Origin of the sequence: Clostridium sediminicola (genome assembly GCF_050402865.1) — a bacterium.
In the GTDB taxonomy this organism is placed as follows: domain Bacteria; phylum Bacillota; class Clostridia; order Clostridiales; family Clostridiaceae; genus Clostridium_AF; species Clostridium_AF sediminicola.
Genome location: NZ_BAABMF010000013.1, coordinates 1 through 20801, shown reverse-complemented (window position 1 = coordinate 20801; position 20801 = coordinate 1). Strand labels below are relative to the sequence as shown.

Below are 20801 nucleotides of genomic sequence, written 5' to 3'. Positions count from 1 at the left end.
TTTTTTATGAATAATACGTTGACAGAGGATAACATTAAAAAGTTAAAAGAAGAATTAGACTATCGTATGACTGTTAAAAGAGCTGAAATAGCAAGGGAAAAATTAGAAGCTGCTGCTCACGGCGATAGGTCAGAAAACGCAGAATATAAAGAGGCTTGTAGAAACTATAGAGAAAATGATAATAAAATTCAATACCTATATAACATGATTTCAACTGCAACTATAATAGATGATAAAACTGTAGATAAATCGATTTTAGGAGTTAATTCTAAAGCTAGAATTAACTTCATAGAGGATGACGAAGAAGAAATTATAACATTAGTAACTGTTATGGATGCATCCCCTGAAAATATGATTATTAACATGGAATCAGATTTAGGAAAAGCGTTATGCGGCAAAAAAGTTGGTGACATAGTCGAAGTTACTGCTCCCGCAGGAAATTATACCGTAGAAGTACTAGAAATACTATAATAAATTTTCTAAAAGGTTGTCTTGACAGTGAACTAGAAAATATAGTACTCTATGATTACATTATTAACAAGAAGGAGTATACTAATGATTAAAACAAAAAGAAAGCCACCTAGGAATATATATTCTGCAATAAAGCTATTTTGCATTGCTCTTGTGTTAGCTACTCTAAGAACGATAGCAGGAATTGAAATGGTAAAAGAACCCACTGTAGCACAAACAATAATTGTTATATCCGTGCCACTCATCTTATTTGGAGCTTTTTTAATTTATATGATTTACAAAGGTAAAGATTGGGCAAGAATTACTGAATTAGTTCTGTTTATTGTTGGGATAGTATTAAACATAGGAAACATAATCCTTTGGTTTCATACAGCCCCTCTTTTATTTAAAATATACATCATGGAAATTATATTTACTATAATTGCTCTTATAATAATATTTCAAAATAAATCATCTAAATGGTTTAAAGATAACTAATTTTGATAATGTAAGTATTAATTAACAACAACTTTGAGAGTAGGTTCTAATGCCTGCTCTCTTTTAATTTATGAATAACTGTGATTTAATATTATACAAAAACATTGTAACCGAGAGTAAATCTGCACTTCCACCTGGACTAATTTTTCTCTGGATAAATTCTTCATTCATTTGCATTATAGCTTTTTTTCCTGCCTCTGTTTCCATACTTCCAATGCTTATTATATATTTTGCTTTATCTTGAACTTCTTTTAAAACATCAATGGAATGTCTGTATAAAATATTACTATCTTCACAAAACTGCATTATACCAATTAATGTATGAACCAATCTATCGTTATTATTTAATTTATATGCGTTCTTATAAAAATCCAATGAATACTCAAAGATTACTGGAAGTCCTTTTTCAACATTTCCTCTTATCCCCTCAATTCCATACTTTAAAAATAATTTTTCCCCATGGGATAATTCCCTATTTTTATCATGAACTTTTTTGTTCTTAATATTACATAGTTCTTCTCTAACTATACCTTCAGTCATATTTTGAATTGCTTTTCTTATATGGTCAAAACTTTTGTGTTCATATAAAGTTTTGCCTACTGCTGAACAACAGATTCCTAATAAAAATAATAATCCTTTATGGGTATTCACTCCGTTTGTAGCTTCAAACATACTATTTTCAGCTTGTACACCTATTTCTCTAATTTCCTTAAAAATTTCTTTGTTACTCTTTTCAGAAAAACCGCTTTGCGCACAAAGAATTAAATATTGGTTTATTGCTACACTACTATCTATAAATGTATAATAATCCATATCCTTATGTGCTCCATTTGAGATTGGAGAAACTAATCCTGGTGATGGAAAACAAGCAACTTCGTAAAGAGTTGCTTGCATTGCAATTTTCCCAATTTTAAATGCTTCATCTGAAATATTATATATTTTTGTCATATTCACTCTCCCAAAATTTATATGCCTTGTACTTTTTATCTATATATTCTATAATATCATTTTGTTTATGCTTCATAGCTCTTACACACTCTTGTGCTGGAGCATCACATAAATAACATTTTCTCATTGAATATCCAAACTTTGTTCTACTTAAAGATTTGCCCTTTGAATTATATACATCTATATCAATAAATCGGCCTAAGCTATGATTATCCTCAATTATCATAGTATTTCTCTTTACGTCCTCTGGTGACCTATCAACAACTATAGTTGCGATAGGCCCCTCAGCTGTTTCCCTCAAAACTTTATAGAGTACCTCATTAGTAAATGTATTTAAAACTTCCTTATTAATAATATTAATTATGCCCTGAGTAACATAATTATTTTTATTTACACCTGGATAATTCACTCTAATCATTACTAATGTATTATTATATTTTTTTATCAATTTGTCTTGGAATTCTGCTCTCTGCTCTCTTGCATTCAAAATATCTTCAGCATTATATATCATGTCTTTTTTAAAAACCTCACTTTAATTTTTGTATTATTTCCCTTCCATCCTTTGAATTCAAAAAATCCCATGTAACCTTTGGGAGAATATCTTTAGTCAGATATAACTTTTTCTCTTTCAGTAATTTTCTAACCAAAGATGCACTTATATATTTATCATCATGTTTTTTTCTCTCAATTTCACAAAATTCTACTTTAAACTCCTTTAATACTTTTTCCAAGGTTTTATTATACTGACTTGTAACCTTACAATAGGGTTCTTCACCAACACATCTTTTAGTGATATTGAATTTACTGCAAAAGTACTTTGCAAAAACCCCTGCATCTAATTCAGTATATATTTTTTCAATTTTAGAATCTTCCTTTAAAAAGTATGAAGGAAATGTAGATGAAGATATTAAATATTCCCCTGAAGGTACAACTTTTACATTTTTCAAGTGTTTTACTCCTCTTTTAACTAGTTCATATCTAGTCTTAAAAGGAAATAAAAATTTATCCTCTTCCACAATAAATATCAAAACATTTTGGTTTTCACTTGCTGTTTTTTCTATTAAATATTTATGTCCTAAAGTGAAAGGATTACAGGTCATTACTAATGCAGCTTTCTCTTCATTATTGATACTATTTTTTGACTTTATCTCTTCTAAATACTTGTTAATATCATATTTTCCATGCTCTAATAAGGCTACTTCCCCTGTTTCGTAGATAAGTTTATAGTTTAAAGATTCAAATTTTGATTTTTCTTTAGGTTTTGTAAAAATAAAGCTGTGATAAATTTTTTCTTCAAAAAGCTTATCTAACATTCTAGAGACTAAAATTGAAGTTAGCCCTTCTCCTCTCATTTTCTCAGAAACAGCAAAACATTTTAAAACATTTTTAGCTTTTGAACAAGTTGCTATTATTTTTTGCTCTATTCTTATTGCCAATGAGTAATCAATGTCTTTGTCAAAACTCAAATCATAATGTTTCAAGAATTCTTCTAATTCTTTTCTTTCATATTCATCATTCAAGTCTACTTTTTCAGGATAATATATTCCATTCATAAATACTCTCCTAATTTAGTGTTTTAGTCATTTACTTTTTTTACTATATCTATTACTGTGCCATCTCTATATTCAATTACCGCTACTATATCTTTTTCAGTTTCTATCTTTTGTGGCTTTCCAGTCATTTTTTCTGCTATATTCTTAAGTTCTTCAATTGATTTAATTGGAAGGTTTGTTTTACTTAATTTTTCTAACAAATCTTGTCTTTTAGGATTAACTGCAATACCCATTTCTGTAACTACAACATCTATAGTTTCTCCTGGAGTTGTTATTGTTGTAATTTCATCTTTGATTATTGGAAGTCTAGATTTTACTAGTTTTGTAACGATAATTGCTAGTTTTGAACCTGCTGCTGTATCGCTATGTCCTCCAGATCCTCCCATAATTACTCCATCTGAACTTGTTGTTACATTTGTATTAAACTGAGTATCCATTTCTGTTGCGCCTAATATCATAACATCTAAATTATTTACTACGGCACCTTTATTATGAGGATTTCCGTACATAGAAGCATCCATACCTTGATGATTCGCGTTATCTCTATAAGATTCTACTGCTTTTAAATCAAAACATTGAACATCAAAGATACTCTTAAATAATCCTTCCTTTAACATTTCTACTATATATCCTGTAACCCCACCTGCCGCAAAGCTACCAATTATATTTTTTTCTTTCATCTTATCCTTAAGTTCTGCAGCAACAGCTAGAGAAACTCCCCCTGCTCCAGTTTGAAAAGAAATTCCATCTTTCAAAAGACCAGAAGCTTCAATAACTTTAGCTGTATTTTGGGCAATCTTTAAACCAACGGGGTCCTTTGTTATCTTTGTTGTTCCTGATACAATTCCTGCAGGATCACCAATACCATCTACATTTACAACATAATCTACATAAACTTGACTTATTTCAATGGGAACAGCAGGGTATTGCACTAAATTATCAGTTATAGCCACTACTTTATCTGAATATTGAGCATCTGGCATTGCATATCCTAGAGCTCCGCAAGCAGCCTTTCCCGAAACTCCATTAATATTCCCATAGATATCAGCAGTTGGTGCAGCTATAAAAGCTATATCTATATGCAAATCTCCACTTTCAATAGCTCTAGCCCTGCCACCATGAGTATGCATAACTACTACTTTTTCTAGCTCTCCTCTAGAGATAACATCTGCTACTGGTCCTGACACATAGTTAGCATAAATTCCTGTTACTACTCCATTCTTTATATACTGAACCATTGGCTCATGAACAGGGAAAATAGCACTAGCCGCAACTGTTATATCTTTTATACCTTTTTTTGCAACAGCTTCTAGTACCATATTGAGTACATAATCACCATTTCTCAAATGATGATGAAAAGATATACACATTCCATCTTGTATTCCTATTTTTTCAAGGACTTCATCTATACTTTCTATTATCTTACTTTCTCCAGGTATTGCACTCATAATTTTAACAGACTTCTTTTCTTTAACATCAAGATTTGCATATGCTCCATTAAAAGGGTTTACTTTACCGTACCCTTCAATATAATCTGGTAATTCTCTACCTAAAATGTTCTTCATAAAAGCACCTCCCTATTAATGACATAATCCTAGTAAATTTGCTATTTCCATAACTGTTTTAGCTCTATTAATAACAGGTGCATCTACCATTTTTCCATCGATAGCAAATACGCCTTTCCCCTCTTTTTCTGCCTCTTCAACACCTTTTAAAACTCGCTTAGCGTACCTAATTTCTTCAATACTCGGAGCAAATACTTCATTGATATCATTAACTTGTCTTGGGTTTATTGCTGCTTTCCCAGTAACTCCCAAACTTTTTGCTAATATTGTATCCTTAATCAAGCCTTCCTTATCATTTACATCAGTAAAAGGTGTATCTACACAATCAACTCTTGAAGCTTTACAAGCAACAGCTACTTTGTTCCTAGCATAAAATATTTCATTACCTTCCTTAGTTCTTTTGATTCCCATATCTGCTGTTAAGTCTTCTCCACCTAAAAGTACTGCAACTGTCCTTTTAGAAGATTTAATAATTTTATATACATTCTCTAACCCGTATGCAGACTCAACAATAGGAATAAGTTTTATACAGTTTTTGGGGAAACATTTTTTTTCTTCTATACTTGTTAAAATTGCATCTACCATTTCCATATCTTTTTCAGTAGCTTTTGGAATCATTAATCCATCAGGTTTAACTTTCCCAATAACATCAATATCTTCAAGAGCAAATTCTGTAGTAATGGCATTAATCCTAACAATAACTTCTACACTAGAATAATCTAAATTCTTTATGGCATCTCTAACTAAAATTCTAGCACTATCTTTTTCGGAAATACTAACCGCATCTTCTAAATCTAAAATAATTGAATCAGCACCGAACACAGTGGCACTTTGTAGCATACCCGGATTATTACCTGGCATAAACAACATAGTTCTCCTAAATTTTTTCATTATTTCATCCCCACTTTATAGATTAATATAATTTTAAGCATTATTATAAAGACAAACATTACGCAAACTTAATCTATGCAGGTCCAAAATCTCAGGTACCAATGAGTTTTGGACCTGCATAGATTCATAGTTGAAGTTGTTTGTCTATAAACTTCTTTTGATAGCAGTTTCCACTCTAGCCGCTATAGTAAAATCTAATGCCCCTTTATCCTGTACTTTAATAAGTATGTCTTCTATTTCCATTTCTTTAATTTTGTTTAAAATAACTTTTCTAATCTGCTCTCCAAATTGCTTTATAACTATACTTTCAAGTTCCAATTCTATGCCTTTATCATCATTTGGAAATACCATAACCAGTATGTCATTTGACTCTAAAGTCCCAGCTTTACTCGTTTTTTTTATTTTCATTATAACTATCCCCTTATCTATATAGAGATTTCAATGTGAAATTTAATTTATACATGTATCAAACTCTAAAAATCAAGGGCCCATGAAGAGCCCTATTATTAACCTGCTAATAATGGAACTAAAATTCCACCTATAATAAGCATTAAAGCTCCTCCAAGCCTTGATGAAATTTGACCAAAAGGCATAAGTTCCATTCTGTCACTTGCTGAAAGCACCGCAACATCTCCTGTACCTCCCATATTTGCCATACAAAGACCAGCAGTTATTGCTGACTCTATTGGATAGAAGCCCACTAATTTTCCACCTACACCTGCACCTAATATAGCACCAATAATTACTACAGCATCGATTATAACGTATTGAACAGTAATAGCTCCAATAACAGTATTTAAGTCTGTATAAACCACTCCAACTCCTATAAGTAACGCAAGAGTAAAGTTTTTAGCTACAAATTTATACCACTGATGGCATCCTTCTTGAACAAATTCAGGTACTACATTAAATATTTTACAAATAGCAACAGCAATAATCATTAAAGCATAATAATGTAATGGTATAAATATAGCTAATAGCTTTCCTACAATTAAAAATGTAGTTGATATAAATAATCCTGCTCCCATTTTAACAATATCAAATTCCTTATCCTCTTTATTTTTATAATCAAAATCAGACATTATTTGTCCATTTCCTGACCATTCTGGCTTAGCTTTTCCTAATTTGTTAAGCAAACCAGCAGCTATAATTGCGAAAACGTTTCCTAATGCAAGTGCAGGAACTAATATAGATATATAATATTCAGCATTATTTCCTAGATAGTTTGAGTATATCTGAGACATTGGAACAGCACCTGCTCCCATACCACCACCCATGATAGGCATGGCTATATTAGTTATAGCCTCTTTCCAGCCGTAACCTATTATACCTCCTGCAACAGCTGCCAATCCCAAGCTCCCAAATACTCCAATAATTATAGGAACAGCATATCGTGCTCCTGCTTTTACAAGAAGCTTTGAATCCATACCTAGAATACTTCCACAAATTAGTGCTGCAATATAGAAGCTTAAAAAGCCTCCACCCTTCATAAAATCTGTAACTACATTAATTGTTGCTTCAGGCATTATTCCAAGATAAACCATAAATGCACTTCCAAAGATTGCTACTATTGGTCCTCCACCAAGGTAGTCTTTTATAATAGGAGTATTATTTCCTAATATTCCTGCTATGGTTCCTAATGCTATCATATAAGCAAAGGCTCCAATCATTCCTCCAGGTAATTTGCCCATATAAGATGAAATTAATATTATTACACAAGCTACAGCAAAAAACCATGCAGGCATTCCTAAAATTTTAAATTTCTCTTCTTGATGAATTGATTTTGTTTCCATTCCATCTCCTCCTTTTATTTCCTAATTTCATAATATTACTTATTTTTAATTGTTACAATATTATGAACATATTTTAAATTTTGTTCATATTGTTCATGAATCCTAGAAAATAAATTTCGATTTTCTATTGAAATTTATTGCTATAAACTGTAAACTATATACAGTTATTTAGTATTTAATCGCTTACAAAATATTATATTTTAGTCGCCCTCCCTATTTTGAGTTGGATTTTTCTCCAAATATGCTATGAAGCAAAGGATGATAACTATGCCAAATAAAAAGAAATTTTCCTTTTCCCTACAAACCAAAATTCAAATTTTAATAATAGCTGTTATTTTATTTTCACTAATCACTGGAAATTATTTAATAACCAAAAACATATCAACCGAAGTTGAAACGTTAATTGCAAATAAGGCATTATCAATTGCCAGGACAGTTTCTGAAATTCCAGAAATAAAAGAAAATCTCATAATTCCTAATGGTTATGAGAAAATAGATACCCTAGCAGAAAATATTAAAAATTCAACAGACTCAGAATTTATTGTCATATTCAATATGGAAGGTATTCGTTTTTCTCACCCCAATAAATCCCTGATAGGAAACAGAATAACAGGCGGAGATGAAGGTCCAGTATTGCAAGGAAATGAATATACTTCAAAAGCTGTCGGTACCCTAGGTCCATCACTAAGAGCCTTTGTCCCGATTTACTATAATAATGAACAGGTTGGCGCAGTAGTTGTTGGAATTTTAATTACAGATCTTGAAAATTTAATTAATCAATCAAAGAAAAAAGTAAACACAGCCATTTTTATAACTTTATCTCTAGGCTTTTTAGGGTCCATCATTTTATCCAATAATATAAAAAGCGAACTTTTAGGACTTGAACCAAAAGAAATTACCGCTCTTTATAAAACAAGGGAAGCTATATTAAGTTCTATAAAGGAAGGTATCATTGCCGTTAATGAGGAAAATAAAATTATTTTAGTAAATGACCAAGCTGTTTCATTACTAAATCTGGACAAAAACATAATTGGTCTCTCTTGCAAGGAAGTAATTCCAAATACTCGTCTTCCACAGGTTATTGAAAGTGGTTTAGCAGCAATTGATCAGGAGCAACTCTTAAACAATAAAAAAATCATTACAAATAGAATACCTATTGTTGTTGATAATAAAGTTATTGGTGCTGTTGCAAGTTTTAGAGATATGACAGAAATCAAAAGATTAGCAGATGAGTTATCCGGAGTTAGAGAATATGCTGATGCACTTAGAGCTCAAAGTCATCAATTCAAAAATAAACTCCATACAATTTCGGGATTAATTCAATTAGAAAAATATGATAAAGTCGTAGATTTTATCATAAATACACAAACAAAACATAAAAATAATGTTGATTTATTAATCAACAAAATTAAAGATGCCTATGTAGGCGGCTTACTATTTGGGAAAATGTCACTTGCTTCTGAAAGAGGAATAAAATTAACTATTTGCAAAGACAGTATGTTACCAAGACTTCCTGAATCATTATCTGGATCATTAGTATTAATATTAGGAAACTTAATTCAAAACTCAATTGAAGCAATTGAGGAACACTGCTGTCAAAACAAATCAATATTTGTATCTATCATATATGATGGTACATTTATAAATATAGAAGTACTTGATCATGGGTCTGGTATTAATGATGATAGTATCAAAAAAATATTCAATAGAGGCTTCACAACAAAAGGTAATGATAATAAAGGCATTGGTCTTTCAATCATTAAAGAAGATCTTCAAGTATTAAATGGTAAAATCGAAGTGGACTCAAAAGAAAACGGAGGAACAAAATTTTTAGTCAAAATACCTTATAAAAGATTCCAAAAGGAGGGTATTAATGAATAAAATTAATGTTATTATAGTCGAAGATGATCCCATGGTAGCTGAAATTAATAAAGAATTTGTTGAATCTGTTCCAGGTTTTAAAATAATAGGTATGGCAAAAAACGGAAGAGAAGGCTTAGAACTTATAGATGTATTAAATCCTAATCTTATTATAGTAGATATATTTATGCCTGAGATGAATGGCTTAGAATTTATTAAAACTATTCGTCAAAGAGGAATATCTGTTGATGCAATTGTAATTTCTGCATCAGATCAACCATTACATATACAGGAGTGTATGAGACTTGGGATTGTTGACTATCTAATTAAACCATTTAAAAAAGAACGTCTGTTTTATTCATTAACAAATTATATTAAAGTAAGGTACAACCTAGATAAGCAAAAAAAGATAACACAGAACGATATTGATAATATAATATCCAAGGGTTCGGTAACGTACTCAAATAATTTACCAAAAGGGTTAACTGAAGTAACACTAAATAAAATAGAAGACTTTTTAATGAATAATAAACAACTCTATTCCGCAGAAGAAATAGGAAGTAAAGTAGGAATATCTCGAGTTACTACGCACAGATATCTGGAGTATTTACACAAATTAGGAAAGGTTAGTATTGACGTTAACTACGGTAGCGTGGGCAGACCTCTTAAAATGTACAAATTATCTAATTCGTGAGAAAAATCATAGTAAATGGATGGCTCAATTTTTTAGTATCCCAATTGCCATATTCGAACTTGATATTGACATGCACAATAGTTTTGCTTAGAATGGATATATTATAAAATTCATTATGAAAAGGAGTTTTTAAAATGGCAGAAATAAAAGTATTTACGAGTAAAACATGAGCTCATTGCCCAGCAGTGAAAGAGTATCTTTCACAAAAAAATATTGAATTTGATGAGGTGGATGTTGGTAGTGATGCATCTGGCAGAAAAGAATTAATGAAAAATAGAATTATGGGAGTTCCCGTTGTAAAAGTTAATGGAGAATATATAGTAGGTTTTGATAAAGAAAAATTAGATAAAATTTTCCCTTAAGATTATAATAAAAATACCCTATAGAATGGACTTTGATATTATCTACTCTATAGGGTACAATATTCACTTAATATATATACTTATAAGTTAATGCTTCGTTTTTCCTTCTTAAGGATTCTCTGAATAGAATACTTACCTTGAATCGCCGCACCTGGAAGACCACCTGGAGGTGAAAGCCATTGCTCGTGAACCGCCTCTTGGTACTCCTCCATCTCCACTAATAAAATTTCCATATGCCATAGGAAATGAGTGTCCTAGAGATTCTTTTGTGCAAAAATCGGAGATCATGCATCTGATAAGAGGATGTTTAAAACGATTCATCAAATCAATTGTATCTGTTCCTTCAAATCTCTTTGTCTTCATGCAGAGCTACTCTGTGTACGCGATTCTATATTTTGTATTATTACTATAAATTAGGCTAAAAATTTCAGCACTAAATTTCTAAACTCTTTTTTATTACTAAACATAGCCGGATGATTTCCATTCTCAAAAATAACTAATTTAGAATTTTTCATTTTTGAATTAATACCCTTTAATGTACTTTCGATATTAGGTAGTAGATCATCTTTGGCGCTTCCTGTAATTAAAACATTATTTTCTATGTTCCTAAGTTCATAATTAAAAAAATCACCTATGTCACTTGAAAAATCTATAATTAAATTTGTATTTTGGTCAATAACATTTTCCCAATCAAAACCATGCATTATAAACCAAAAAAATTTAGTACTCAATTTACTTTTTGCAATTTTTCTATTATCCACTATTTTATTGGCAAACTCATAGGGTAGATTTTCTCCCATAAAGCTATCTGCAATAATTTTGTTAAATAAATCAGGTTGCTTCAATACTGCATTTAAAGCAATAATAGCTCCCCCACTTGTACCTAACAGATTAACGTCACTAATCCCAATATGATTACATAATTCAATAATCATATTAGCATTAAACTCCCAATAATTTAATGGTAATTTATCTACTCTTTGAGATTTTCCTTGACCTACCAAATCTAATAATATTACTTTAAAATTTTTAGAATAAAATTTTAACTCAGGCATAAACATTTTTGATGATGCTGTATCTCCATGAATAATAATTAAAGGCTTTCCTTCACCTAACACTCTATAATATATATTTGAATTTTTAAACTTAAAATAAGACATTTTTAACCTCCCAATAATATAAACTATAAATTAATTTATTTAAAGTTGTTTTAAATAATCTACATGGGAGAGTTAGTAGTTACTCCTACATATAGACTATTTTAGTTTATTAAAAGTACTCATTATGGCTACCTCCTATCATTTTGTTAATTATAAATGTACTACAATATGAATTTTATTTCAATATAAAAATATAAAAGATATAAGCACACCAAATCCTTTGTAAGCCTCTAAAACCTCGATTATCTATATCACATCCACTACCTTATTAGATTTCTTAAGTAAAACTGAAGGATGGAATTTATAAATTACGAAAAAAGCACTCATAAATATATATGAGCACTTAAATAAAATTTTGGAAGATTTTCTTAAATAAAATATAAATTAAAATCAAGCAGAGAAAGTATCATAATTCTGCTATCTGTACTAGCATAAAAACATGTTAATAAACTTTATGTACTGTGGCAAAAATCAAACGATTTGAGTACCTGCATTTGGTGCCATAATGCTACCTACAACGATTGAGTGTGGTACTCCATCACTGTCAACTGTTGTTAATACTTTTGAAGCTTCTTGGTCATTTAATAAGTTTAAAACCTTTTCTGTTATAGTCACAATAATAATCCTTTATAAATTTATTTTTTTATAATTATTTATGTTTACTTCTGAATAATTAAATTATAAACTTACAATATTAAATACAAAAGTACAAACATTTTTAATACTTAGTATTTAAAACTATACTTAAATAACAAAAAAATTTCTGAAAACTCAATTTTGAGCTTTCAGAAATATCTAAAAATCAAATATATTTTCCGCCTCTTTCATAGCATCTGCCATACCATGCATGGTTTCTTTTTGCTCAGCAGTAATAGCAGTAAGTTAGTAGTAACAAGAATAATCTTTTTATTCTTATCTAATTCATAAAAGTTTGAAATTAATAAAAAAAATAGTTGATATCATTCCCATTATCCTGTTTATATTACTTTCTATTACCATTAATCTTTCTTTACTCTTTTTATCTTTTGTTTTAGTTATTTTCTCATCATCTAAGCTTTTTAAGTACTCATTATATCCACCTTGAAATATTCTTAACTCTAAATTATCAAATATAAGAAGGCTTGTTGCTACTTTGCTTAAAAATCGTCTTTCATGAGTCACTAAAATTAATGTACCTTCATATTCATAAAGAACCTCTTCTAAAACTTTTAAAGAACTCATATCCAAATAATTAGTAGGCTCATCTAAAATCAATAAATTATACTTACTCATAATCAATTTTGCTAGAGAAGCTTTCACTTTCTATCCACCACTCAAATCTTTTATTTTTTTATAAACATCATTATTTTTGAATATATTTTCTCCCTATTATCTATATCAAATTTAACAGACTGGCTTGAAATAGGTTTGTCTTTTATCTTTAATTTCTCCAGTCTACTTTTTAAAGCCTCACATTTTCCATCCAATTTTCTTTTTGCCTTTTGATTCCCCATTTTTCTATGAAGTCTAGCTTCAGAATTACCCATTCTTTTTGGGTTTTTCCTCATACTACTTGATTTATGAGATAACTCAGAAATAGCATTCTCAATACTTCTTTTCTCTTTTATATATTTATCATACTCTTTCTTTTCAGTATCTATTTCAATTTTCTTTTGTACTCTTCTTTGAAAAAGCTTTGTTTATAAGGATTCTTCCTTTTTCTCCACCACTTGAATTAGTTTCTGTATTAATTAATTGAGGCATATAAGAATACTCTCCAAATATATGAGTTTTACCACTATGTTGCTCTTCTGTACCTATTAAAATTTTTATCAATGTGGTTTTACCCACACCATTAACACCAACTATTCCAATTCTATCATTACTATATATTTTCAAATCTTTTATATCTAATATCAATCTATCTCCAAAATATTTTTTTATATTACTTCCTTTAATTATTAGCAGAACAAATGCATATATAGCTAGAAAGTCACTCCACTTCACTAAGAAATTCTAATTTATTTTCTTAAAGGTGCAGGTTTTTGTTCAACTAAAAATTTATACAATTCCATAACTCACTAATACCTGAGATTTTGGACTTGTATAAATTAAGTTTCACAGAAAACCTATAATATGCTAAAAAATTATAACTCGCATGCTCAAACAATAATTTTTCTTAACAAAAATAAATAAGAATTTCTAAAGTTTGTTACGACGACTTTTACGCTATATATGCTTCTTCTCACCACTGATAGATGGAATTTATAAATCAGTGTAAATATTTTACACAATGCTACAATGTATTGATATAACTGCATTTTACAAGTATGAAATTCCCGAAAAAATTTATAAATTCCTATACAATAAAAAAACCTCCCTTTTTTAAGAGAGGATAATAGACGCACTTTCCCTAGGTAATTTTAAAAACCTGTAATAGATTTCAAAACGCACACTATATCCTCAGTAATCATTTGTACAACAAAAAAACTACTTACATAAGATTTTCTTCATGTTGTAAAATGCTAAAAAAACTAAGAATATTATTTACGCATGGCTTAAATTACCTTTTCCTTTCGAGAATTTATTAATTCTTTAATTTGTGTTTCCAATACATATTGTATCTAATTTTCTATAATCTGTAAAACAGATTAAGTGATTTCCTCAAGGGTAATTAAAAATTTATACTTATCCTTTAAGACTACCTACAGCTATACCACGAACAATGAATTTAGACAGAAAGAAATATACAATCATAACTGGAATGATAGCAATTGCAATCATAATGTACACCTGCCCCATATCAAACTTCAAGAAATCTGCACTTCTCAACTGCGCTATGAGAATTGGTAAGGTTTTCTTTTCATTTGTCTTAATAACCAGTGATGGAATAAAGTAATTATTCCATGAACTTACGAATGAAAATATCGCCTGCACTGCTATGGCAGGTTTTATAATAGGAAGCACTATGCGATTAAATGTATTAAATTCTCCTGAACCATCAATACGTGCCGCCTCTATAATTTCAATTGGGAGATTACTTTCCATATATTGCTTCATAAAGAAGAATACAATTGGCGCCGCTATCGAAGGCACAATCAATGGAACATAGTTATCCATTAATTTCATTTTAGTAATCAGTCCAATAAATCCAAGCGCTGATACTTGAGTAGGAACCATCATAACTAGCATAATGAATAAGAACGCCGCCTTTTTAAAACGAAATTCATATGAATGTATAGCATAAGCAGTCATTGCTGAAAAATAAGTGGTAAGTACTGCACAACAGGTTGATATAAACAGACTGTTTATAATTCCATGTAATACCGGCAAATTTTGATTCTTTAAAATATTTTTTAAATTAACCATAAATGATTTACCTGGTAGAAAAGAGAATCCTTTCTGGATATCCGAATGTGCTCTAGTTGCATTTACAATCAGTATGTAAAAAGAAAATAAACACATAATGGTTAAAAAAATTAAAGTAAGATAACATATGATTCTTTTCACGTACAAAAGTCCTTTTCCGTCACTTTTCTTTTTTTCCATATCTATCTCCTTCCTTTATTCTCTTTCAGACTTCTTGTCATAATATAGAAAACAATTATACTTAATATACTAGTAATTATAAAGAGAATTACTGATAAAGCCCCTGCAAGTCCATAGTTCTTGCTGTACAGAAGTTTATTAAGGTACATGATTAATGTCATACTCATCCTATCAGGTGTACCATTTCCATTTGTTAAAATCTGTGGTACATCAAACATTTGAATACCACCAATCATTGATGTAATAGTAACATATAATAATATGGGTTTAATTAATGGAATAGTTACCTGCGTAAATATCTGCCTAGACTTTGCTCCATCAATTTGAGCTGCTTCAAACAGTGCTGTATCAATTCCCATAATAGCTGCCATTAATAAAATGGTAGTATTCCCAAACCACATAAGAAAATTCATTAATCCAATCAATCCTCTAGTTGACCATACCCTACTCATGAACCGAATAGGTTCATGAATAATCCCTGCACTGATCATAATATTATTTACAGGACCAGCATTTGAAAATAATGCGAAAAACAACATAGAGAATGCTGCTGCCATAATGAGATTTGGCATATAAATTACAGTTTTAAAAAAACTAGTACACTTCAATTTCAATCGTAAATCTGTAAACCATACAGCTAAAAGTAAAGACAAAATAATCTGAGGAATAAATCCTAATAGCCATATAATAACGGTATTACCTGCATATTTTAATAAATCACTTCCTAAAATTGTTTTAAAATTCTCAAATCCTACAAATATAGGACCAATATGATTTAACCCAGACATGTAATTTTCAAACACACTATTATAAAAAGTACTAAAAAGAGGAACTAAGAAGAATACAATATATACTATAAAGAAAGGTGCTAAGAAGATATAGCCCCACTTAGAATAGTTTAATGAATTTTTCTTATAATTAGCCATGATACTTTACCTCCAGTAGTAGTAGGATAGAAATTACAATCTATCCTACTATTTTTGTCCACTATTTTGTTAATTCTGGATATTTTTCAATTGCCGCTGTGTAGAAGTTATCTAAAGCTTTATCTTTATCAACTGTTCCTTCAAAGTAATCTTTGAATGCACTTTGGAATGCTTCATTTAACCCTTGATCATATGAAGAAATATTACTCATATCAATATTTTTAGCTGATTCAGCAAATAATTTAATATGATTTTGTCCACCTAAGAAATCTGATTTGAAATCACTATTTGCTATCTCATTCATAGCTTCTTTATTATTTGTATAATCCTGTGTATCTTCTGTGATTTTCTTCATAGTATCTTTGTCACATGTTAAAGTATACATAATGTCTTTTACTAAAGAAACATTATCTGTTCCTGCTGCTGCACAAATCCATGTTCCACCCCAATAATAGTTTTCTGGACCTTCACACACTGCATAATCACCATAGATACCATTACCAACTTCTGCTTTTCCACCTTCTGCTTCTGAAACTTCAAGAGAGTTACCTAGTAATGTGAAGTTAATTCCCCATGTTGAGTAAAAGAAGCCGAATACGTTTCCATCTGGACCTTGATCTGCTGACCATTCCGGCGCCCACAAAGAAGTTCTATTATTATATCCTTTATCTGTAAAAGTTTTTGTCTGATCTACCCATTTCATCAAGTTATCATCGATTACAATTTTTGTACCATCAACCCATGGTGCAGATACATTATTAGAGAATGTTCTATAAGCATCATCATAACCTGAAAGCATCTTATAATTTTTTGCTGACATTTTTTCTGCTGTTTCATTAAATTTGTCCCAGTCACTAAGTGCTTCTTGTACTTTTTCAGGATTATCTGTTCCAAGTACATCTTTTGCAATTGAACGTCTGTAAGCAAAAAGTCCTGGCGTAGCCTGCCATGTAGTACCTTTTAATCCTCCCTTAGCGTCTGTTACAATATCCTTTGTATATTGATATTGAGAAGAAAGGTTATCTTCTGTTAATCCGATATCGTTAATTACATCTAAAGTATAATCAGTATCAACATATTTTAATGCATAGTCTGCTTCTACAAGAAAAATATCAATTTTATCATCTAATGCTGCATTTTCCTGATCTAGTAAAGCTGCATCTAATGCATTTTGATATGCATTATTTTGATTTGGAGTAATTACAAAATTAACTTTTACACCCTCTGGAAGTAATCCTGGTTTTTCAAAATACTCTTCATAACGGCTTTTAAACTCTTCATTCCAACAGTGAATATTTAATACTTTACCTTCTTCAGATGGAGTTTCGTCTACCACTTTGCTATCAGCATTAACAGTTCCTGTATTTTTAGAACCGCAACCAGCAAGTGTTGACACTGTCATTACCATTGTCAGTAAACCTATTATTAATTTTTTCTTCATGAATTCTTCCCCCTTAATTTTTATTCTTTTTTACATTTTTTATCGATTCACCTTTTATAACTTTTCCTGAGACAACTGTGATACCTCTCAAAGCCGTTTTGGGTTTCTCTATAATTTCTATAATCCGTTTTGCTGCCTCTTTTCCAATCCCATTCATATCCTGTCCATAAGTTGTTAATTTTGGATTCAATACCTGAGAAATAGGAATTCCATCAAAACCCACAATAGAAATGTCTTCTGGTATAGATAACCCAGCCTCGTTAATAGCATTAATGCCACCAATACTAGCATAGTCATCCGGAAAAACAATGCATGTCGGTCTTTCTTTTAAAGCAAGTAGTTGTTTTGTTAAAGTTTCTGTCAGTTTAGTATCCAGATAACTTCCCTCTAAAACATATTCGTCTGGAATTTTTATCCCGTGTTCTTCTAATGTTCTGTAAAAACTAGCAAGACGAGATTGAGTTACGGAAGAATCTTTTCCACTAATATAAGCTATCTTTTTATGCCCATTTTCTATAACATGTTCCAATAGATCATGCATACCTTTTACATTGTCAGATACAACAGCAGTTATTCCATTAAAAATATGGTCAATAGTGACAACTGGTATGTTTCCATTAATTAACTTCATAACTTCTGGATCTGAAAATTCTACACATGCAACTACTAATCCGTCTACATTTCTATATTGACAATGTTCATAATAGGTCATCTTATGTTTTCCTAATTTTTTATTAATAAAGGTGATATCATAACCGTAACTTTCCGCCTCAACTTTCAAGCTCTCTAAAACTCTTGCAAAATACGGGTGAGTTAGTCCACTATTATTTCCATCAACAAATAAAACACCAATGTTATATGTAGTATTTGTCTTTAAAGCTCTAGCTACCATATTAGGAAAATATCCCATTTCTTTTGCTTTTTTTCTTATTATATTTTTTCTTTCTTCGCTAATATCACTGGAATCGTTAAGTGCCTTACTTACTGTAGAAACAGATACTCCACATTTTGCTGCAATGTCTTTTAAAGATACCATCATTTTCACCTCCATTCTCTATAACATCTTTAGTATTTAAAAATCTTTAGCATCTCATAATTTTAAGTATTTTCTTTACTCAATCGTTTTCGTAACTATAATATACAATATTTTCAAGAATAATACAAGCATTTTTATCCATTTTTTAAATATTATTGGTTTTATGCAATTTTAGCTTATTAAAATATTATTATTGCATTTATCCCAATAATATTCTATACTTAATTTGTGTATAATAGAAATTAATAACAATAACTACTCAAACGTTTTCGTAAATTCAACAAAGGAGTGCTATGACAATTATGAAGTATGGATATTTTGATGATCTTAGAAAAGAATATGTAATTACTACACCTAAGACACCTCTTCCATGGATTAATTATCTTGGATGTGATAATTTCTTTTCTCTTGTTTCTAATACTAATGGAGGTTACAGTTTTTACAAAGATGCAAAACTTCTTCGTTTGACAAGATACCGTTATAATAATGTGCCATTAGATAATAATGGTCATTACTTCTATATAAAAGACCAGAACACCATTTGGAATCCTGGATGGCAACCTACAAAAACTCCTCTTGACCAATACAATTGTCGCCATGGTTTAGGATACAGCGTTTTTACAGGAATAAAAAATGGGATAAAAGCAGAATCTACTGTTTTTGTTCCATTAAAAGATAGATGCGAAGTCACACGCCTTCGTATCACCAATGCTAGTTCAGAAAAAAAGAATATTTCACTTTTTTCTTATGTAGAATTCTGTCTGTGGAATGCCTTAGATGATATGACAAATTTCCAGCGTAACTATAACATAGGTGAAGTAGAAATAATCGGTTCTACTATTTACCATAAAACAGAATATCGAGAGCGAAGAAATCATTATGCTTTATTCCATGTTAATAAACCAATTGAGGGTTTTGATACAGACCGTGAATCTTTCATTGGTATGTATAACGGCCCAGATAATCCAGAAGTTGTTTCATGTGGTGAATCTAAAGATTCTATTGCAAGTGGATGGTCCCCTATAGGTTCTCATCATTTAAAAATATCTCTTGAACCCGGAGAAACAAAAAGCTTCATTTTCATATTAGGCTACGTTGAAAATCCTAAAGATGAGAAATGGGAATCCTTAAATATTATTAATAAAAAGCCCGCTATTTCTATGATTTCTCGATATAAAACAGAAGAACAGATTGAACAAGCACTTTCTGAACTTTCTAGTTACTGGAATAGCCTTCTTTCTAAATATGCTGTTTCTACACCAGAAAATAAATTCAACCGTATGGTAAATATCTGGCATCAGTATCAGTGTATGGTTACTTTCAATATGTCGCGTTCTGCTTCTTATTATGAATCTGGAATCGGAAGAGGTATGGGATTTAGAGATTCTTGTCAGGATCTTCTTGGTTTTGTACATCTAATTCCAAATAAAGCAAGAGAAAGAATCTTTGATATCGCTGCAACCCAGTTCGAAGACGGAAGTGCATATCACCAATACCAAACTTTAACTAAAAAGGGTAATATGGATATTGGAAGTGGATTCAACGATGATCCATTATGGCTTATTGCAGCCGCTTCTGCATACATAAGAGAAACAGGAGATTTTTCCATTTTAGATGAAATTACTCCTTTTGATAATGATGTCACAAAAGCAAAACCTTTCATGGTACATTTACAGCGTTCTTTTGACTATACATTAAATCATTTAGGACCTCACAATCTACCCTTAATTGGTCGAGCTGATTGGAATGACTGCCTTAACTTAAATTGTTTCTCTCAGACTCCTGGAGAATCTTTTCAGACCTGTGCCAATTTTGAAAGCAATAATTCAGAATCTGTATTTATCGCTAGTATGTTTGTAAAATATGGTAGAGAGTATGCCCAAATATGTCATCAAATAGGTGATTTTTCAGAGGAAGAGCGTGCCATAAATGCTGTAGAATCTATGTATCAGGCAATTATAAAAAATGAGTGGGATGGAGAATGGTTCTTACGTGCATATGATGCTTTTGGAGAAAAAATTGGCTCCAAAGAATGTAATGAAGGAAAAATTTTCATCGAACCTCAGGGCTTTTGTGTTATGGCAGGCGTAGGAATC

At 30.5% G+C, this 20801-nt stretch carries 22 protein-coding genes and 1 pseudogene; 6 read left to right on the top strand and 17 right to left on the bottom strand.

What is annotated here, in order from left to right:
* The first annotated feature begins 6 nt into the window (after positions 1 to 6).
* A complete protein-coding gene (locus ACQ3F0_RS18380) occupies positions 7 to 471 on the top strand; it encodes a GreA/GreB family elongation factor (RefSeq protein WP_428866946.1) in 465 nt (154 codons plus the stop codon).
* Positions 472 to 555: 84 nt separating this feature from the next.
* Positions 556 to 948, top strand: a complete 393-nt coding sequence (locus ACQ3F0_RS18375) for a hypothetical protein (protein WP_428866945.1) — start codon at positions 556 to 558, stop codon at positions 946 to 948.
* A gap of 63 nt (positions 949 to 1011) precedes the next feature.
* Here ACQ3F0_RS18375 and citG read toward each other — a convergent pair whose 3' ends face one another.
* The 7 genes from citG to ACQ3F0_RS18340 all read right to left on the bottom strand — a co-directional run bounded on the left by citG (position 1012) and on the right by ACQ3F0_RS18340 (position 7698).
* A complete protein-coding gene (citG, locus tag ACQ3F0_RS18370; RefSeq protein WP_428866943.1) occupies positions 1012 to 1896 on the bottom strand; it encodes a triphosphoribosyl-dephospho-CoA synthase CitG in 885 nt (294 codons plus the stop codon).
* Positions 1880 to 2407, bottom strand: coding sequence for a citrate lyase holo-[acyl-carrier protein] synthase (gene citX, locus ACQ3F0_RS18365; protein WP_428866941.1), 528 nt, complete (start codon positions 2405 to 2407; stop codon positions 1880 to 1882). The genes citG and citX overlap by 17 nt, the downstream gene beginning before the upstream one ends.
* A gap of 16 nt (positions 2408 to 2423) precedes the next feature.
* Complete coding sequence (citC, locus tag ACQ3F0_RS18360; protein WP_428866939.1) at positions 2424 to 3449, bottom strand: [citrate (pro-3S)-lyase] ligase; 1026 nt, start codon at positions 3447 to 3449, stop codon at positions 2424 to 2426.
* A 23-nt stretch (positions 3450 to 3472) separates the two neighbouring features.
* A complete protein-coding gene (gene citF, locus ACQ3F0_RS18355; protein ID WP_428866937.1) occupies positions 3473 to 5014 on the bottom strand; it encodes a citrate lyase subunit alpha in 1542 nt (513 codons plus the stop codon).
* 15 nt (positions 5015 to 5029) lie between these two features.
* On the bottom strand, positions 5030 to 5905 hold the full coding sequence (locus ACQ3F0_RS18350) for an HpcH/HpaI aldolase/citrate lyase family protein (RefSeq protein ID WP_428866936.1): 876 nt from the start codon (positions 5903 to 5905) through the stop codon (positions 5030 to 5032).
* 144 nt (positions 5906 to 6049) lie between these two features.
* Positions 6050 to 6313, bottom strand: coding sequence for a citrate lyase acyl carrier protein (gene citD / locus ACQ3F0_RS18345; RefSeq protein ID WP_428866935.1), 264 nt, complete (start codon positions 6311 to 6313; stop codon positions 6050 to 6052).
* Positions 6314 to 6411: 98 nt separating this feature from the next.
* Complete coding sequence (locus ACQ3F0_RS18340; RefSeq protein WP_428866933.1) at positions 6412 to 7698, bottom strand: 2-hydroxycarboxylate transporter family protein; 1287 nt, start codon at positions 7696 to 7698, stop codon at positions 6412 to 6414.
* A 267-nt stretch (positions 7699 to 7965) separates the two neighbouring features.
* On the opposite strand from ACQ3F0_RS18340, the gene dcuS reads away from it, so the two are divergent.
* The 3 genes from dcuS (at position 7966) to ACQ3F0_RS18325 (ending at position 10614) form a co-directional block, all read left to right on the top strand.
* The gene (dcuS, locus tag ACQ3F0_RS18335; RefSeq protein ID WP_428866931.1) at positions 7966 to 9579 is read left to right on the top strand and encodes a DcuS/MalK family sensor histidine kinase; all 1614 of its coding nucleotides are present in this window, start codon (positions 7966 to 7968) and stop codon (positions 9577 to 9579) included.
* On the top strand, positions 9572 to 10252 hold the full coding sequence (locus ACQ3F0_RS18330; RefSeq protein WP_428866930.1) for a response regulator: 681 nt from the start codon (positions 9572 to 9574) through the stop codon (positions 10250 to 10252). The genes dcuS and ACQ3F0_RS18330 overlap by 8 nt, the downstream gene beginning before the upstream one ends.
* A gap of 185 nt (positions 10253 to 10437) precedes the next feature.
* The gene (locus tag ACQ3F0_RS18325) at positions 10438 to 10614 is read left to right on the top strand and encodes a glutaredoxin family protein (protein ID WP_428866928.1); all 177 of its coding nucleotides are present in this window, start codon (positions 10438 to 10440) and stop codon (positions 10612 to 10614) included.
* A gap of 80 nt (positions 10615 to 10694) precedes the next feature.
* On the opposite strand, the gene ACQ3F0_RS18320 is transcribed toward ACQ3F0_RS18325, so the two are convergent.
* The 10 genes and pseudogenes from ACQ3F0_RS18320 to ACQ3F0_RS18275 form a co-directional block, all read right to left on the bottom strand.
* A complete protein-coding gene (locus ACQ3F0_RS18320; protein ID WP_428866926.1) occupies positions 10695 to 10826 on the bottom strand; it encodes a hypothetical protein in 132 nt (43 codons plus the stop codon).
* A 201-nt stretch (positions 10827 to 11027) separates the two neighbouring features.
* Positions 11028 to 11774, bottom strand: coding sequence for an alpha/beta fold hydrolase (locus tag ACQ3F0_RS18315; RefSeq protein WP_428866924.1), 747 nt, complete (start codon positions 11772 to 11774; stop codon positions 11028 to 11030).
* Between the two features lie 471 nt (positions 11775 to 12245).
* Positions 12246 to 12389: a hypothetical protein gene (locus tag ACQ3F0_RS18310; RefSeq protein ID WP_428866923.1), complete on the bottom strand. Its 144-nt coding sequence runs from the start codon at positions 12387 to 12389 to the stop codon at positions 12246 to 12248.
* 306 nt (positions 12390 to 12695) lie between these two features.
* Positions 12696 to 13073 carry a hypothetical protein gene (locus ACQ3F0_RS18305; RefSeq protein ID WP_428866922.1) on the bottom strand — a complete coding sequence of 126 codons (378 nt, stop codon included), beginning with the start codon at positions 13071 to 13073 and terminating at the stop codon, positions 12696 to 12698.
* A gap of 23 nt (positions 13074 to 13096) precedes the next feature.
* Complete coding sequence (locus ACQ3F0_RS18300; protein ID WP_428866920.1) at positions 13097 to 13300, bottom strand: hypothetical protein; 204 nt, start codon at positions 13298 to 13300, stop codon at positions 13097 to 13099.
* Between the two features lie 247 nt (positions 13301 to 13547).
* Positions 13548 to 13721 (bottom strand): annotated as a pseudogene (locus ACQ3F0_RS18295) (ATP-binding cassette domain-containing protein); the annotation flags it as partial.
* 720 nt (positions 13722 to 14441) lie between these two features.
* Complete coding sequence (locus ACQ3F0_RS18290) at positions 14442 to 15302, bottom strand: carbohydrate ABC transporter permease (protein ID WP_428866918.1); 861 nt, start codon at positions 15300 to 15302, stop codon at positions 14442 to 14444.
* Positions 15303 to 15304: 2 nt separating this feature from the next.
* On the bottom strand, positions 15305 to 16228 hold the full coding sequence (locus ACQ3F0_RS18285) for a carbohydrate ABC transporter permease (RefSeq protein ID WP_428866916.1): 924 nt from the start codon (positions 16226 to 16228) through the stop codon (positions 15305 to 15307).
* A 61-nt stretch (positions 16229 to 16289) separates the two neighbouring features.
* On the bottom strand, positions 16290 to 17669 hold the full coding sequence (locus ACQ3F0_RS18280) for a carbohydrate ABC transporter substrate-binding protein (RefSeq protein ID WP_428866914.1): 1380 nt from the start codon (positions 17667 to 17669) through the stop codon (positions 16290 to 16292).
* A 13-nt stretch (positions 17670 to 17682) separates the two neighbouring features.
* A complete protein-coding gene (locus ACQ3F0_RS18275) occupies positions 17683 to 18708 on the bottom strand; it encodes a LacI family DNA-binding transcriptional regulator (RefSeq protein WP_428866912.1) in 1026 nt (341 codons plus the stop codon).
* Positions 18709 to 19007: 299 nt separating this feature from the next.
* Between ACQ3F0_RS18275 and ACQ3F0_RS18270 the strand changes: the two genes are divergently transcribed.
* On the top strand, positions 19008 to 20801 hold a 1794-nt coding region (locus ACQ3F0_RS18270), incomplete at its 3' end, for a GH36-type glycosyl hydrolase domain-containing protein (RefSeq protein ID WP_428866911.1).